Source organism: Kitasatospora sp. MAA4 (assembly GCF_029893355.1).
Classification (GTDB): domain Bacteria; phylum Actinomycetota; class Actinomycetes; order Streptomycetales; family Streptomycetaceae; genus Kitasatospora.
In genome coordinates this window covers 1-15,649 of the sequence record NZ_JARZAI010000044.1, presented here as the reverse complement: position 1 = coordinate 15,649, position 15,649 = coordinate 1, and the positions used below count along the sequence as shown (strand labels likewise).

The 15,649-nt window shown below is 73.0% G+C and carries 11 protein-coding genes and 1 pseudogene; 7 read left to right on the top strand and 5 right to left on the bottom strand.

The annotated features are described in order from the left end of the window. The gene (gene cydD / locus P3T37_RS35030; RefSeq protein WP_280728001.1) at nucleotides 1–3,546 is read left to right on the top strand and encodes a thiol reductant ABC exporter subunit CydD; all 3,546 of its coding nucleotides are present in this window, start codon (nucleotides 1–3) and stop codon (nucleotides 3,544–3,546) included. A gap of 9 nt (nucleotides 3,547–3,555) precedes the next feature. Then, nucleotides 3,556–5,349 carry a GAF domain-containing protein gene (locus tag P3T37_RS35025; RefSeq protein ID WP_280728000.1) on the top strand — a complete coding sequence of 598 codons (1,794 nt, stop codon included), beginning with the start codon at nucleotides 3,556–3,558 and terminating at the stop codon, nucleotides 5,347–5,349. A gap of 10 nt (nucleotides 5,350–5,359) precedes the next feature. On the opposite strand, the gene P3T37_RS35020 is transcribed toward P3T37_RS35025, so the two are convergent. Together P3T37_RS35020 and P3T37_RS35015 are read right to left on the bottom strand one after the other, a co-directional pair. Next, the gene (locus P3T37_RS35020; protein ID WP_280727999.1) at nucleotides 5,360–6,475 is read right to left on the bottom strand and encodes a DUF5808 domain-containing protein; all 1,116 of its coding nucleotides are present in this window, start codon (nucleotides 6,473–6,475) and stop codon (nucleotides 5,360–5,362) included. Continuing rightward, nucleotides 6,472–6,891 carry a GntR family transcriptional regulator gene (locus P3T37_RS35015; RefSeq protein ID WP_280727998.1) on the bottom strand — a complete coding sequence of 140 codons (420 nt, stop codon included), beginning with the start codon at nucleotides 6,889–6,891 and terminating at the stop codon, nucleotides 6,472–6,474. The genes P3T37_RS35020 and P3T37_RS35015 overlap by 4 nt, the downstream gene beginning before the upstream one ends. Nucleotides 6,892–7,027: 136 nt before the next feature. Between P3T37_RS35015 and P3T37_RS35010 the strand changes: the two genes are divergently transcribed. Then, the gene (locus P3T37_RS35010; RefSeq protein ID WP_280727997.1) at nucleotides 7,028–7,405 is read left to right on the top strand and encodes a hypothetical protein; all 378 of its coding nucleotides are present in this window, start codon (nucleotides 7,028–7,030) and stop codon (nucleotides 7,403–7,405) included. Between the two features lie 89 nt (nucleotides 7,406–7,494). Here P3T37_RS35010 and P3T37_RS35005 read toward each other — a convergent pair whose 3' ends face one another. Beyond that, nucleotides 7,495–9,552, bottom strand: a complete 2,058-nt coding sequence (locus P3T37_RS35005; protein WP_280727996.1) for a hypothetical protein — start codon at nucleotides 9,550–9,552, stop codon at nucleotides 7,495–7,497. A 173-nt stretch (nucleotides 9,553–9,725) separates the two neighbouring features. Next, entirely contained in the window at nucleotides 9,726–10,547 is an 822-nt protein-coding gene (locus P3T37_RS35000; protein ID WP_280727995.1) for an HAD family hydrolase, read from the bottom strand. Between the two features lie 265 nt (nucleotides 10,548–10,812). Here P3T37_RS35000 and P3T37_RS34995 point away from each other — a divergent pair, with 265 nt between their 5' ends. The 4 genes from P3T37_RS34995 (at nucleotide 10,813) to P3T37_RS34980 (ending at nucleotide 13,922) form a co-directional block, all read left to right on the top strand. Continuing rightward, nucleotides 10,813–11,379: a helix-turn-helix transcriptional regulator gene (locus tag P3T37_RS34995; RefSeq protein ID WP_280727994.1), complete on the top strand. Its 567-nt coding sequence runs from the start codon at nucleotides 10,813–10,815 to the stop codon at nucleotides 11,377–11,379. 104 nt (nucleotides 11,380–11,483) lie between these two features. Then, nucleotides 11,484–12,092, top strand: a complete 609-nt coding sequence (locus P3T37_RS34990) for a hypothetical protein (protein ID WP_280727993.1) — start codon at nucleotides 11,484–11,486, stop codon at nucleotides 12,090–12,092. 43 nt (nucleotides 12,093–12,135) lie between these two features. Further along, nucleotides 12,136–13,332, top strand: a complete 1,197-nt coding sequence (locus tag P3T37_RS34985; protein WP_280727992.1) for an MAB_1171c family putative transporter — start codon at nucleotides 12,136–12,138, stop codon at nucleotides 13,330–13,332. After that, nucleotides 13,329–13,922 (top strand): hypothetical protein, encoded by a 594-nt coding sequence (locus P3T37_RS34980; RefSeq protein ID WP_280727991.1) that lies wholly within the window; start codon nucleotides 13,329–13,331, stop codon nucleotides 13,920–13,922. The genes P3T37_RS34985 and P3T37_RS34980 overlap by 4 nt, the downstream gene beginning before the upstream one ends. A gap of 86 nt (nucleotides 13,923–14,008) precedes the next feature. Here the strand turns inward: P3T37_RS34980 and P3T37_RS34975 are convergent. After that, nucleotides 14,009–15,649 (bottom strand): annotated as a pseudogene (locus P3T37_RS34975) (hypothetical protein); the annotation flags it as partial.

Below are 15,649 nucleotides of genomic sequence, written 5' to 3'. Positions count from 1 at the left end.
ATGAAGCCCGTCGACCCCCGCCTGCTCAGCTACGCCCGCACCACCCGCGCCTTCCTGGCGGCAGCCGTCCTGCTCGGCGCGGTCGGCGCGGTGCTGGTGCTCTGCCAGGCGACGCTGATAGCCGAGATCGTGGTCCGCTGCTTCCAGCACGGACAGGGGCTCGACCACCTCGGCACCCCGCTGCTGCTCCTCGCCGCCACCGCGGCCGGCCGGGCCGCGGTGGCCTGGCTGACCGAGCTGACGGCCCACCGCTCGGTGGCCAGGGTCAAGTCGACGCTGCGCCGGCGCCTGCTCGACCACGCCACCGCGCTCGGCCCGAGCTACCTCTCCGGCCGCCGCACCGGCGAACTCACCACCCTCGCCACCCGCGGAGTCGACGCCCTCGACGACTACTTCGCCCGCTACCTCCCGCAGCTCGCGCTCGCCGTGGTGGTGCCGGTGGTGCTGCTGGCCCGGATCCTCGGCGCGGACTGGATCTCGGCGGCGATCATCGCCGGGACCCTCCCGCTGATCCCGGGCTTCATGATCCTGATCGGCCTGGCCACCCAGTCCCGGATGGACAGCCAGTGGCAGACCCTGGCCCGGCTCTCGCACCACTTCCTGGACGTGGTCGGCGGCCTGCCCACACTCAAGATCTTCAACCGCGCGAAGGCCCAGGCCGCGACCATCGCCCGGATCACCGACGAGTACCGCCGTGCCACCCTGCGCACCCTGCGGATCGCCTTCGTCTCCTCCTTCGCGCTGGAACTGCTCTCCACCATCTCGGTCGCCCTGGTCGCGGTCTCGATCGGCTTCCGCCTGGTGGACGGCACGCTCGGCCTGGAGACCGGCCTGCTGGTGCTGATCCTCGCCCCCGAGGTGTACTTCCCGCTGCGCCAGGTCGGCGCGCTCTACCACTCCAGCGTCGAGGGCCTGGCCGCCGCCGACGAGATCTTCACCGTCCTTCAGACCCCGCTGCCGCCCGTCGGCACCACCCCCGCCCCGGCCCTGGCCGGCGCCGCCCTGACCGTCGACACCCTGACCGTCCGCCACCCCGGCCGCACCGCGCCCGCCCTGAGCGAGCTCACGCTGACCCTGTCCCCGGGCGAGACCCTGGCTCTCACCGGCCCCAGCGGCGCGGGCAAGAGCACCCTGCTCGCCGTCCTGCTCGGCTTCACCCGACCGGACGGCGGTTCGGTCCGCATCACGGCGGCCGACGGTTCCTCGCACCGCCTGGACGACCTCGACCCGGCCGGCTGGCGCTCGCAGATCGCCTGGGTCCCGCAGCACCCGCACCTCTTCGCCGGCACCGTCGCCGACAACGTCCGCCTCGGCCGCCCCGACGCCCCCGAAGCCGAGCTGCGCACAGCCCTGGCCGCCGCCCACGCCCTGGACTTCGTGCAGGCGCTGCCGCAGGGGCTCGACACGCTGCTGGGGGAGGGCGGCGCGGGCCTCTCGGCCGGCCAGCGCCAGCGCCTCGCCCTGGCCCGCGCGCTGCTCGCCACCGACCGCCCGCTGGTCCTGCTCGACGAGCCGACCGCGAACCTGGACGGCGAGAGCGAGGCCGCCATCGTCGAGGCCGTCCGCACGCTCGCCGCCGACCCGAACCGCACGGTGCTGCTGGTGGCCCACCGACCCGCGCTGCTGGCGGTGGCGGACCGCAACGTTGAACTCCCCTCCCCCCTCACCCCCCACCCAGGCGAGAGGGTCGCGCTGCGGGAGGGGGTGGCGTCGGAAAATCATGCAGCCCCCCGCAGCGACCACCCCGGTAGCCACCCCCGCACCCACCCACCCGAGAGCCCCCAAGCCGCCACCACCCCCCGCTTGAGCCTCGCCACCCTGCTCGGCAGCCTCGCGCTCGGCTGCGCCGTCGCGCTCCTCGCGTTGTCGGGTTGGCTGATCTCCCGCGCCTCGCAGCAGCCGCCCGTCCTCTACCTGATGATGGCCGTCACCTCGGTGCGCGCCCTCGGCGTCGGGCGCAGCGTCTTCCGCTACGCCGAGCGGCTGGTCTCGCACGACGCGGTGCTGCGCACCCTGGGCGGCCTGCGCACCTCGGTCTACCGCCGCCTGGAGCGGCTGGCCCCCGGCGGGCTGCCGGCCTTCCGGCGCGGCGACCTGCTCTCCCGCCTGGTGGCGGACGTCGACTCCGTGCAGGATCGGTACCTGCGCTGGCGCCTGCCGGCGGCCGTCGCGCTGACCGTCTCGCTGGCCTCCGCCGCCGCGCTCGCGCTCTTCCTGCCCGCCGCCGGGCTGCTGCTCGGCCTCGGTCTGCTGCTGGCCGGCGCCGCCGTGCCAGCTCTCTCGATGCTGCTGGCCGGCCGGAGCGAGCGTCAACAGGCGCCTGCCCGAGGCGCGTTGGCCTCGGCCGTGGTCGACACCTTCACCGGGACCGCCGAGCTGACCGTGGCCGGCGCGCTGCCCGCGCGGCTCGGCGCGGTCCGGGCCGCCGACGCGCGGCTGACCGCGCTCGCCTCCCGCTCGGCGGCCACCGCCGCCGTCGGCGCCGGACTGACGGCGCTGCTCACCGGCCTCACCGTGGCGGCGTGCGCCGCCGTCGGCGTGCACGGTGTCAGCAGCGGTTCGCTGTCCGGCCTCTGCCTGGCGGTGGTGGTGCTCACCCCGCTGGCCGCCTTCGAGGCGGTGGCCGGACTTCCGGTGGCGGTGCAGTTCCGCGAGCGCAGCCGGGCCGCCGCCGCGCGGCTCGACGAGGTACTTCGGACGCCCGACCCGGTGACCGAGCCCGCCGTCGCGGCCGCTCTGCCGGCGGATCCGTTCCCGCTCACCGTGCGCGGCCTGCGCGCCCGCTGGCCCGGCCGCTCGCAGGACGCGCTGGACGGTGTCGACCTGGACCTCGCCGCCGGCCGCCGGGTCGCGGTGGTCGGCCCGTCGGGCTCGGGCAAGACCACGCTCGCGCACGTCCTGCTGCGTCTGCTGGACCAGCGGAGCGGCTCGGTCGAACTCGGCCGTCCACAGCCTGTGGACACCCGCACGCTGGACGGCGACGACGTCCGCCGGGTGATCGGCCTCTGCGCCCAGGACGCACACGTCTTCGACAGCTCGCTGCGCGAGAACCTCCGGCTGGCCCGGCCCGGTTGCGGCGACGAGGAGCTGCGCGGCGTGCTCGCGGCGGCCCGGCTGCTGGACTGGGTGGACACCCTCCCCGAGGGCCTGGACACCATGGTCGGCGAGCACGGCGACCGTCTCTCCGGCGGCCAGCGCCAGCGCCTGGCGCTGGCCCGCGCGCTGCTCGCCGACTTCCCCGTGCTGATCCTGGACGAGCCGGCCGAGCACCTCGACCTGCCCACCGCCGACGCGCTCACCGCCGACCTGCTGGCCGCCACCGAGGGCCGGACCACCCTGCTGATCACCCACCGACTGGCCGGCCTGGCCGCGGCCGGGGTGGACGAGATCGTGGTGCTCGATCACGGCCGGGTCGTCGAGCGCGGCGGCTGGGACGAGCTGGCGGCCCGGGACGGCGGCCGGCTGCGCGAGCTCTGGGAGCGCGAACGCCGTGCCGACCAGCTGGTGGCGGCCTGTCGCGAGCCTGCCCAAATCGGGGCGAACTAGGCTCAACCCATGCCGATCACACCCGATCCTCCCGAGGAGGACGCGGAGCCCGTCCCGCATCGCGTCCCCGAGATCTCCTCGCTCGGCCTGGACACCCTGGTCACCGAGGTCGCTGAGCGCCTGCAGTCCGCGGCCGCGGTCACCGACCGGATGCAGCGGCTGCTGGAGGCGGTGGTCTCGGTCGGCGCCGGCCTGGACCTGCACGCCACCCTGGAGCGGATCGCCTCCGGCGCCGCTGAGCTGGTGGACGCCCGCTACGCCGCGCTCGGGGTGATCTCCGCGGACGGCACCGGGCTCTCCGACTTCATCCACGTCGGCATCGACGCGCAGACGGCCGCTCTGATCGGCGACCTGCCCTCCGGGCGCGGCATCCTGGGCGCGCTGATCGACCGTCCCGAGCCGCTGCTGCTGGACGACCTGGCCAAGGACCCGCGCTCGACCGGGTTCCCACCGCACCACCCGGCGATGAAGTCCTTCCTGGGCGAGCCGATCCGGGTCCGCGACGAGGTCTTCGGCAACCTCTACCTGACCGAGAAGCAGGGCGGCGGCGGCTTCACCCCCGAGGACGCCATGGTGGTGCACGCCCTGGCGGCCGCGGCCGGCGTGGCCATCGAGAACTCCCGCCTCTACGAGGCCGGCCTGCGCCGCGAGCGCTGGATCGCGGGCGCCGCCGCCGTCACCACCGCGCTGCTCTCCAGCGACGAGGCGCACGCCGCGCTCGCGGTCGCCGCCGAGCAGGTCAGGGAGTTGGCGGACGCCGCGCTCGGGATCATCGTGCTGCCGACCGCCGACGGCGGCCTGCGCGTCTCGCACGCCTCCGGCGAGGTCGCCGAGTTCGTCGTCGGCGAGCTGGTGCCCGTCTCGGACTACGGGTCCAGGCTGCTGGCGGGCGAGAGCATCTTCGTCGACGACCTGTCCACCGAACCGCGGGTGGGCCTGCGGATCGCCCGCGATTTCGGCCCGGCGATGGCGCTGCCCATGGTGGCGGCCGGCCGGGTGCTCGGCGGCCTCGGAGTCTGGCGCCCGCTCGGCGCGCGGCCGTTCAGCGACGCCGAGAAGCAGCTGGCGCAGACCTTCGCCTCGCAGGCCGCGCTCGCCCTGCGGCTGGCCGAGGGCCAGCGCGACCAGCAGCGCCTGGCGGTCTTCCAGGACCGCGACCGGATCGCCCGCGACCTGCACGACCTGGTGATCCAGCGGCTCTTCGCCACCGGGATGATGCTGGAGAGCGCGGCCCGCCGGGCGGTGGTGCCGGAGGTGAAGGCGCGGCTGGCCACGGCGGTGGACGAGCTGGACGCCACCATCCAGGAGGTCCGCACCACCATCTACGCCCTCCAGCACGACGACCACGGCGACGAGCCGGACACCGTGCGCACCCGGATCCTGCGCGAGGGCAGCCAGGCCGCGGCCGCCCTCGGCTTCAAGCCCTCGATCACCTTCACCGGCCCGGTGGAGAGCCTGATCAGCGAGGTGACTGCCCGCCAACTGCTGGCAGCCGTACGGGAGATGCTGTCGAACGCGGCGCGCCACGCGCGGGCCTCGCGGGTCGGCGTGGAGGTGGACGCCACCGTCCATCTGGACGACGACGGGCACCCGGTCCCCGGCGACCCCGAGCGGCGGGAGCGGGCGGGCCGGCCCGGGGTGCTGCTCACCGTCACGGACGACGGAGTGGGCATCCCGGAGGGCGGGCGGCGCAGCGGGCTGGCCAATCTGCGCCGCCGCGCCGAGCACCTGGGCGGCGACGCCTGGCACGAGCCGGGTCCCGACCGCCGCGGCACCCGGATCCGCTGGTCGGCCCGGCTCTAGCTCCCGTGGGTCAGCGGGTCAGTACGTCGATCGCCAGGGTGCCGGCGACGAGCCCGGCGACCAGCAGGAGCGCCCTCGGGTTGCCGAGGTTGACGGTCCATCCGACGCCGAACCGCTTGCCGACGAAGAGTGCCGGGTCCTGCCGGTTGACGTAGACCATCCCGCCGCGCCAGTAGCGGTCGTCGTCCTGGTGGACGGCGGAGGCCTTGGTGTCGACCGCCGGCTCGTCCGCCGTGAGGTCCTCGGGCAGCGGCACCCGGCTGCCGTTCTGGCCGGTGCGGACCGCGACCACCACCGTGAGCGCGAGGCCGGCCAGGGTCGGCAGCAGCAGCGGCAGCGCCCCCATCGTCCGGTCGCCGTGCCAGATCCCCCAGGCGCCCAGCAGCACGGTCAGGTTGGCGCAGGCGGCCAGCAGCAGCACCGAGACGGTCATCCGGACGATGAAGCGGCGGTGCCGGTACGCACTGGCGGCCGGCCGGGCCGGGTCGAGGTCGGCCCGGGAGCGGAAGGAGAGCCAGGCCACCAGGGTCACCACCAGGGTCAGCGCGGCCTGGACGAAGACCAGCGCGAACGCCGTGCCGACCGACTTTCCGGTGAAGTGGTCCACCGCACCGGAGCCGTTGTAGTGGGTGGGCAGCTGCTGGGGCATCGACGGGTAGCGCAGCACCCCGAGCACCGCGGTGGCGGCCAGCACGAACAGCGCCGGCAGGGTCCACAGCCAGGGGAACGGCTCCGGGCTGGTGCGCAGCGCGGTGTCGACGGCCACGCTCTGCCGCAGCCCGCGGTACCAGTCCTCGCGCTGCTTGACCGCGCGGATCGCCCGGCGCGCACGAACGTAGGCGGCGGCGCCGCCGGCCAGGGCGGCGAGCGGGGGCAGCGCGGCGGCGGGGGAGTCGGGGGCGAGGGCAGCCAGCAGGGCGCCCAGCAGGACGAGTACGCCGCCGCCGGCGCCGAGCAGCAGGCGGTAGGACCGGCGCTGCTCGGCGATCACCGGGTGCTCGCTCTGCGCGGGCGGCACGCGGACCCCGAAGGGCAGCGTGGGGCCGGTGAGCGAGGGGGTCAGCCACGCCGTCAGCAGGATCAGCAGCGGGATCGCCGCATCCGTCCAGAACGCTCCACTGGTCATGCCTGTTCTCCTTGGTCTGTCACATCCACCACGCCCCCCGCGAACGTGGTCAGTGCCGCCCTACAGGCGGCCAGTGCCTCCGGGCCGTCCAGGCCCTGGGCGACGGCCTCCGCCAGCAGCGTGCGCAGCCGGGCCGCCCACTCGTCGGCGAAGCCGGCCGGCGGCGGCCCGGTACGGGCGTCGCGCTGCACCACCGCGCCGGTCTTGCGGTTGAGGATCAGCAGCCCCTCCTGCCGCAGCAGGTCGTAGGCCTTGTTGACGGTGTGGAAGTTGATCCCGAGGTCTGCCGCCAACTGGCGGGTGGAGGGCAGTGGGCTGCCCTGCGCCAACTCGCCCGCCGCGACCGCCTCCACGACCCGGTCCCGGATCTGCTGGTAGATCGGGACCTGGCTGCTCAGGTCGATTCTCAGGATCACGCCGGCTCCCGTTGGTTGCTCTGCTCTATTACTTATAGAACAAAGAGCAGAGGTCGGCAAGCACAATCGGCAACACCCGTTGCGGGGGCCATAGTTGTGGTGGCGTGCAAGACTGGCGCGGGAGACAGGGGTCACGGTGAGCCGCAGCGGCGCGAGCGGGGCGAGCGCGGGACGTGTCCGCGGCGGGTTACGGACTCAGCGGGCTGCCGACGGGCGCCACCAGTGGCAGCTCAAGGCACCGAACGGCAGGATCGTCGCGGTCTCCCCGGCGGTCCACGAGTCCGCCGCCGAGGCCATCCTGGCCTTCGACGCGTTACGTGAGGGTGCAGAGGGTGCAACGGAGTTGACCGCACGGATCACCCACGTGCGGGACGGCATCGGCTGGATCTGGGTTCTCCCCGGCCCCGAGCCGCGCGCTCTGCCCGAGGCCCGCTCCAGCCGCGCCTACGAGCGGCATGCGACCTGCCAGAACGCCTTCCGCCGCTTCGTCGCCCTGCTGAGGCGCGGAGACTGAGGCGCGGAGACTGAGGCGCGGAGACTGAGGTGCTGCGACGCGGTCTGACCCCAGGGGCGGATCCGGGATTCGCCCCTGGGGTCAGGGAGTTACTGCGACCTGACGTAGAAGCCGTAGGGCGTCGGCGCATCCACGAAGCCGGCGACGGTGGTCGCCTGGACGGTGAACGTGTGCGAACCCCAGTTGCCCATGGTGAGCGTGACGCTGTTATAGCCGGTGACGCCGCCGATGCCGTTGACGGCGCCGAAGACGGGGGCGATCTGGGTGCAGGGACCGTAGTCCATCGCGTAGCAGAAACTTGCCACCGAATCAGGGGCGTTGGGGTCTCCGCCGCCGGCCGAGAAGGTGAAGGTGACCTGCTGGCCGACGACGATCGGACCGGGTGACCCGTTGGAGGTGATAAAGACCCGGGGTCCGGACGAGTCGGTCCACACCTGGAAGTAGCACGGCTGGCTCGGCGCGGAGACCTGCTTTCCGTCCGTCGCGTAGGCGTACCAGCTGTAGGAACCGGCCTTCAGCTGGCCCACGTTGACCGTGCTGGGCTGGCTGCTGTTCGACGCGGCGCTGCCCTGGTAGGCGAGGGTGTCGTCCGGGCCGGTGAGGACCATCTCGGTCCACGGCGTGGTCGCGCCGGGGTTCGGGAGGCTCACGCCCGTGGCGCTCAGAGTGACCACGCCGAAATACCCGCGGCCGAGCCAGGGCCCGGGGCTGACCGTGCTGCAGGCCTTCGTGAAGGGGTCGGCATAGTTGTGGACGCTGGACGAGATGGCCGTCGGTCCGCCCTGCGGCGCGGTGAAGTACCCGAAGAGGTCGACCACCAGGTCCACCGAGCCGAACCGGTTGTAGAAGTTCAGCATCCCCGAGTCGTCCACCGGGACGATCACCAGGTTCGGGACGGTCTGGCCCGCGGTGAAGTTGAGGTTCGACGTGCCCGGCGGGGTGCTGCCCGCGCCGGTGAAGACGGTGAGGAAGCCGTCGGAGGTCGGGCCGGTGGCGGTGACGTTCAGGACGACGGCGCTGACCTTGGTGCTGCCCAGGCCGGAGCCCAGGGCGACCGGGCGGCTCAGCGTCTGGCCGGGGCCGACCTTGTGACCGCCCGCCTCGCGGGTGTCGAACAGGCGGGTCGGGCCGGTGGCGGTGTAACCGGAGCCGGTGGGGGCCGCGGTGTAGAAGCCGAAGACGTCCGCCACCACGTCGGTGGTCCCGAGGTGGTTGTAGATGTCCACGCTGCCGTCGGCGCCGAGCGGGACGGTGACCAGGTTGGGCACGGTCTGGTGGGCGGCGAAGTTGAGGTTCGACGTCCCGGGGCGCGCGGTGCCGTGCGGGTAGACGGTCAGGAAGCCGGCGTCCGTGGTGTCGGTCGCCGTGACGTTCAGGACGACCGAGGTGGCGCCGTACTGCGGGACGCCGCCCTGGCCGGCCACCGGCACGTTGATGGTGCCGAACTGTCCGATCGGGCCGCCCTGGGGCACGCCGAGGCCGTCCCGGGTGTCCAGCACCCGACCCGGGGTGACCGGGAGGTAGGTGGAGCCGGCGAGCGCGGCGTTGTCGGTGTAGTAGCCCGACATGTCGGCGATCACGTCGACCGAGCCGAACCGGTTGTGGATGTCGACCTTGCCGTCCGTCACCGGGACGGTGACCAGGTTGGCGACGGTCTGACCGGCCGTGAAGTTGAGGTTGGAGGTGGACGGCTGCTGCGCACCGTCCGGGTAGGCGGTCAGGAAGCCGTCAGCGGTGGTGTCGGTGGCGGTGACGTTGAGCACCACCGCCTTCACGTCGGCGGCGGGCAGACCCAGCGAGAAGGACAGGTTCCCGTCGGGGCCGAGCGGGGTGGCCGTGGGCACGCCGGTCGCGCTGCGGGTGTCGAGCAGGCGGGTCAGGTTGGTCCGGACGAACGTCCCGGGCTGGGCGGGGAGCTTGGCGGGCAGCGTGGGCGTGGCCACGGGCGGCACTGCGTCGTGGGGCGCGGCGGCCCCGGCGGACTGGCTGCCCGCGCTGCTCTGCGCGGTCGTGCTGCCCTGGGCGGCGGCGATCGGGGCGGCGGTGGCCAGCAGCGCCAGCGCGGTCGTGCCGATCAGGGCGAGACGACGCAGCGAGGCTGCCCCGGAGCGGGGCGTGCGCGCGGCGTCGTCGGTGGATGAATCCATCCAGCGGCTCCATGAGAATGAGATGCGGTCATGGGAGCGCGCGTCGCCCGTGCCTGAGAAAGTCCCGCCCCCGTACCGGATGATGATCACCCGGTACGTACTTACTATCAGCACCGGACGGCGACATCCGCCGTGGGGTGATCACAGTTGGGCAAATGTTCGACGGCGCACCGTCAGCGGACGAGCAGCTGCTCGATCACCTGCGCCACGCCGTCCTCCTCGTTGCTGACGGTGCGCCGGGCCACGGAGGCGAGCACGTCGGGGTGGGCGTTGGCGACGGCGTAGCCGGTGCCGGCCCAGGCCAGCATCTCCAGGTCGTTGGGCATGTCGCCGAAGGCCAGCACCTCGGTGCGGTCGATGCCCTGCTCGGCGCACCAGCGGGCCAGCGTGCTCGCCTTGGTGACGCCGGGGGCGCTGATCTCCAGGAGCGCGATCGGGCTGGAGCGGGTGATCTCGGCAGCGCTGCCGACGGCCGCGCGGGCCTGTGCGAGGAAGTCGTCCGGGTCCAGGTCGGGGTGCCGGGCGAGCAGCTTGTAGCAGTCCGCGACGCGCTGGTCGGCGAGCAACTCCTCGGCGGGGGCGATCGGGTGGTCGTCCTCGGCGCCCCACATCGGCACCTGGTACTGCGGTTCGCGGGCGAAGCCGCCGGGGAACTCGAAGGCGAACGCCGTCCCGGGCAGCCGGTCGCGCAGCAGGGCCACCACCTTGCCGGCCTCCTCGGCCCCCAGTGGGAAGCTCTCCAGCACCCGTTCGCGCCGGACGTCGTAGACCACCCCGCCGTTGGAGCAGATCGCCACGCCGTGGCCGCCGATGTGCGGGCCGAGCCACTGCATCCAGCGAGGCGGCCGACCCGTGACGAAGACCACCTGGATCCCGGCCGACTCGGCGGCCGCGAGCGCAGCTGCCGTCCGGGTGGAGACCGTGCCGCCCTGGCAGAGCAGGGTGCCGTCGAGGTCGGTCGCGATCAGTCGCGGACGTGGGGAGGCCTGGTTCACGCGTCCATCCTCGCAGGTGCCGCCCGCCGGATCAGTGAATTGGCGGCACACGGTCAACCCCCGTGTGACCGTGTGCCACCCTCGCCGTCTATTCTTTTGGACGGCTCGCGCTCGAACATACGCTGTACCCTCCCCGACCTGTCAACCATGCTGGAAATTTCGGAATCTGTTCATGTCAGTCGTCTAATTCAGTGGATACTGGGGCCTTCCGAACAGATCGTCGAAGGCCCGTCGAAGGCCCGCGGACCAAGGAATGGTGACGTCGATGGGTGAGCCGATGGGTGAGCAGCCCCCAGCCTGCCGACGAACCATCGCGGAGAAGCTCGACCATCTCTTCCAGGAGATCCACCCGGCGGGCCGCGGCCCGTTCAGCTACCACGAGGTGGCCCACGCGATCCGCCGCCAGGCGGAGGCGGGCGGGCCCACCGTCTCGCACGGCACGCTCCAGCAGATCCGCACCGGTGCGAAGACCAATCCGACGGTCAACACCCTGGAGGTCATCGCGGCCTTCTTCGGCGTCCCGGCCGCGTACTTCCTGGACGACACGGTGGCCGAGCTGGTGGACGCCCGGGTGCGCGAGCTCAAGGCCGACGCCCAGGAGGTCGGCCGGTCGCGGGCGGCGGGCGGGGCGGGCGGGTCGGACGACGGGGTGGCCGACGAACTCGCCGGGGTGCTGGCCGACAGCAACATCCGGGCTGTCGCGTTCCGGCTGGCCGGACTCTCGCCCAAGGCGCTCAAGGCGCTGCGCGCCATCGTCGACCAGGTGCGGGCGGTCGAGGGCCTGCCCGCCGTGGGCCGGGTCGGCCGGGTCGGGCGCCGCCGGTCCAGCTAGCCGGTAGCCGAGCAGTAGCCGGTCGTAGCGGTAGGCCGGTCCCTCCGGTCCGTCTAAGCTACTGTCCGATCACTCTCGGACGACACCAGAGGGGCAGGGCAGCCGTGAAGTGGCGCAGCCGTTCCGGTGACCGGTTCACCGCGCTGGCCGAGCAGCTGGCCGTCCCGCGACCCTTCGACCTCGCGGAGTTCTGCCAGGGCATCGCCGAGCGGCGCGGCCGTCCGCTGCGCCTGGTGGCGCTGGAGGGCGCAGTCGCCGCCGAACTGCCGTGCGGCATGTGGCTCGGCATGGACGACGCCGACCTGGTCTTCTACGAGGCCGGGGCCGAGCCGATCCTGAAGACCCAGATCGTCCTGCACGAGATCTCGCACATGCTGCTCGACCACACCTCGCCGCAGGGGCCGGCGGCCGCACTGCGCGCCGAGGCCGACCGGATCCGCGCCGTCCAGGACGCCGTCCGGGCCGCCGAGCACGCCGCCGAGCAGGCCGCCGGCCGCGCCGCCGACCAGGAACTGGGCCTCTCCACCGACCGGGTGCTCAGTCTGCTCGCCCGCAGCGGCTACAGCTCCCACCAGGAGACCGAGGCGGAGTCGCTGGCCACCCTGATCCTGGAGCGCGCCACCCGGGCCGGGGCCCACGCCGCCTCGCCGGACTCCGCCGACGTACTGGCCCGGCTCGACGACGCCTTCGGCCATCCGATCCGCAGCATATGAACGAGCAGCTGAACGAGCAGGCGAACGAGCAGAGGAACAGCCGATGAGTACCGCGAAACTCGTCGTGCTGGCCATGCTCTGGACGGTCACCGCCTGGCGGCTGCCGTCCGCCGTCCGGGTGCCCAAGCAGCGCGCGCTGTGGACCGCGTTCGCCGCCCTGACCCTCGCCAGCACGGTCGGTGTGCCGGGCCTCGCGAGCCGGATCGACGCGTTCAGCGGCGTGCACAACCTCGCCGTGCTGTTCAAGAACCAGATCGGCATCGTCGCCTGCGCCGCGGTGCTCTCCTTCGTGGTCGGCATGGCCCGCCCCGACCTGGCCCCGCGGGTCCGCCGTCCGCACCTGGTGGCGGGCCTGGCCGTGCTGGCCGCGCTGACCGTCTCGTTCGCCCTGGTCCGGCAGCCCGCCGAGGTCGCCGACTTCTACCAGGCCTACCGCTCCTCGGAGTTCGCCGGCTGCTACGCGCTGGTCTTCAACGGCTACCTCGGCGCCTCGATGGCGGTGGCCGGCTGGCTCTTCTGGACGTACGCCCGGCGGGCCGGGGCCGGCTGGCTGCGGACCGGTCTGCGGGTGCTGGGCGCGGGCACCGCCGTCGGCGTCTGCTACGCGCTGCTGCGCTGCTGCGAGGTGGTGCTGCACCTGTGCGGGCGGGGGCTGTTCGTGGGCCAGTCGGTACTGGACGGCGTCGAGCTGACGGCGATCACGCTGATCCTGGTCGGCAACGCGATCCCGGCGGTCGGCGTCGCCTGGCACGCCCTGCGCGACTGGCGCACCGCGCGCCGGATCCGCGGCCTGTGGGCGGCGCTGACCGGCGCGGTGCCCGACGTCGTCCTCGCCGCGCGCCTCGGCCGGGGTCCCCGGGTGCGGCTGCACCGCCTGGTGATCGAGATCCGCGACGCCGCGCTCGTGCTGGCCCTGCACGCACCCGAGGAGCTGCGCGAGCGCGCCCGGCACGCCGCCGAGCGGACCGGTCTGCGCGGCGAGGAGCTGGCGGCGTCGGCCGAGGCGTACTGGCTGCGGGCCGCCCGCGAGGCGCGGCTGGCCGGGCACGCCCCCGCGGGCCGGACGCCCGACGAACCCCCGGTGCCGACCGCCGGCAGCAGCTTCGCCGAACTCGACTTCGCCTCCGAGACCCGACGCCTGCTCCGGCTGGCCGAGGCCTACCACTCACCCGCCGCCGAGGCGTTCGCGCTCTCCGCCACCACCACAGCCGTTCACCACGACCTCCAGGACACCCAGTGACCGCACCTGCCCACCCGGTGGAGTCCCGCCCCGCCCGCCTGATCACCGACGGCCTCGAACCCAAGAACTGGATCATCGCCGTCACCCTGCTGATGGGCTGGCACGCGCAGCGCCTGGTCGGCGTCGCCTGGGGGCTGGAGGCCGCGCTCTTCTCCGGCGTGATCCCGATCCTGCTGATCAAGGCCGGCGAGCGTCGCGGCCACTGGGGTGACCGGCACGTCCGCCGCCGCCAGGACCGGCTGGTCGTCATACCGCTGATCATGGCCTCGGTGGTCTGCGGGATGGCCCTGATGCTCTTCGGCAACGCCCCCTCGGAGATGGTGGCGCTGGTCGCGGCGATGCTCGCCGCCCTGGTCGTCATCCTGGCCGTCACGGTGTTCTGGAAGGTCAGCGTGCACACCGCGGTCTCCTCCGGCGCGATCGCGATGCTGGCCATCGCGTACGGCCCGTGGATGCTCGGCCTCTACCCGCTGGTGGCCGTGGTCGGCTGGTCGCGGGTGGAGCTGAAGGACCACACGCTCGCCCAGGTGCTGGTCGGCACGGTGCTGGGCGCGGCGGTCGCCGTCGCCACCTTCCTCGCCCTGCGCTGACCGGACATCGCCGGGACTCCGCCGGGAACGACTGTGGGACCAGGCCCTGTTCGGGCCTGGTCCCACAGTCGTTCAGGGGTGGTGGGTCAGCCTGCGGTGACCGTCAGGGTGAGCGGTCCGCCCGGGACGGCCGGCTTGCCGGGCATCCCGTACGAGGTGCTCAGCCAGCCGGCGTCGCTGATGGTGAAGCCGACGGTGTAGGTGCCGACGGCGATCGGGTTCTGCAGGTAGAGGCTGAAGGAGACCGTGCCGTCCGGGTTCTGGTTGACGCCTCCGGTGGACTGGCCCACGACGGTGCCGGAGCTGTCGTAGACGTAGCTGCTGACGTCGACGACCGGTGCGGTCGGCGCGTTGACCTTGGCGTTGACCACGAACGACTGGCCGCCGGCCTTGCTCTGCGCGATCGTGGTCACGTTCAGCGCGGCCGAGGTGACGGTCGGCGGGGTGGTGTCCGCGACGCCCTTGACGTTCACTCCGGGGTCCGGCGCGCCGAAGTCCGAGCCGTACAGGGCCATGTTGCCGGCGCCGTCGAGGATGCTGATCCCGGCCACGGTGCAGGAGGAGGCCTGCCCGTTGTTCGACTTGAACATCACGCCCGGCACCGAGTAGCTGCCGTCCGCGTTGAGCGTCGGGGTGGTCGACCCCACGGTGCAGGCGCCGTTCGAGAAGAGCTGGACCGTCTGGACGCCGCCCTGCGCGCCGTTGATGCGCATGGAGACCTGGAACGGCGTGTTCGCCTGCCAGGAGTTGACCGGGTTCGGGGTGGCGGTGAAGTGGTCCGCGCTCAGCGTGCTGTTCGAGGTGACCGTGATCGGCACCGCGTTGAGGCCGGTGAAGGTCTGCGTCTGGCCCGCGTTGTTGGTCAGCGAGAGCGCCGACACGGTCCAGACCCCGGCCTGGGTACCGGCCGGGAAGACCACCAGGACGGTGCAGAACGCATCGGTGATCTGCTGCTGGCAGGGCCCGTACTGCTGCCCTGCGTCGTTCATCTCCGCGAAGGTCGTGCTGAGCGTCCGGCCGCCCGGGCCGGCGAGGGTCAGGGTGCCCTGCCCGAAGCCGGACTGCTGGTCCTGGACGGTGAGCGAGTACTGCGTCAGGTTGTCGACGCCGTCGTACAGGGCGGCAGGCGCGTTGGCGATGTTGGTGACCTGGGCGAGGCTCTGGTAGCTCGGCGTCACCGTCGAGACGGCCTCGGTGGCGGTGAGCACGTTGCCGTAGCCGTTGAGGGCGGAGCCGGCCAGGACCAGCTGTTCCTGCGAGGTGGCCTCGAAGGCGCTGACCAGGCTGACGACCCACTTGGCGGTCGTCGACGCCGCGTAGCGCGGCACGGGGAAGGTGTACGAGTAGCTGGAGCTGGCTGCGTTGCCCGAGACGACCGTGGCGTTGTTGGACAGGCTCTGGGTGGACAGGTAGTCGACCACGTAGCTCTGGCCGATGTAGGTGTCCGGGGTGCTGCCCTGCTGGCGGATGACGATCTCGCCGCCGGTCTGGGTGGCGGCGGGGTTGGAGTCGGTGAGCGTCCAGTTGACGGCGACCGAGGCGGTGCCGGTCGAGGCGTCGACGGTCGGCGAGGCGAACTTCAGGGAGGAGAGCGCCAGTTGGTCGCCTGCGCTGAAGTAGCCGAAGATGTCGGCGACGACGTCGGTGGTGCCGGCGAAGTTGTAGAAGTCGACCTTGCCGTCGGCTCCGACGGGGACGGTGACCAGGTTGGGGACGGTCTGTCCGGC

Coding starts and splice junctions, on each gene's coding strand:
- cydD (WP_280728001.1), top strand. CDS start 1: ATGAAGCCCGTCGACCCCCGCCTGCTCAGCTACGCCCGCACCACCCGC.
- P3T37_RS35025 (WP_280728000.1), top strand. CDS start 3,556: ATGCCGATCACACCCGATCCTCCCGAGGAGGACGCGGAGCCCGTCCCG.
- P3T37_RS35020 (WP_280727999.1), bottom strand. CDS start 6,475: ATGACCAGTGGAGCGTTCTGGACGGATGCGGCGATCCCGCTGCTGATC.
- P3T37_RS35005 (WP_280727996.1), bottom strand. CDS start 9,552: ATGGATTCATCCACCGACGACGCCGCGCGCACGCCCCGCTCCGGGGCA.
- P3T37_RS34995 (WP_280727994.1), top strand. CDS start 10,813: ATGGGTGAGCCGATGGGTGAGCAGCCCCCAGCCTGCCGACGAACCATC.
- P3T37_RS34985 (WP_280727992.1), top strand. CDS start 12,136: ATGAGTACCGCGAAACTCGTCGTGCTGGCCATGCTCTGGACGGTCACC.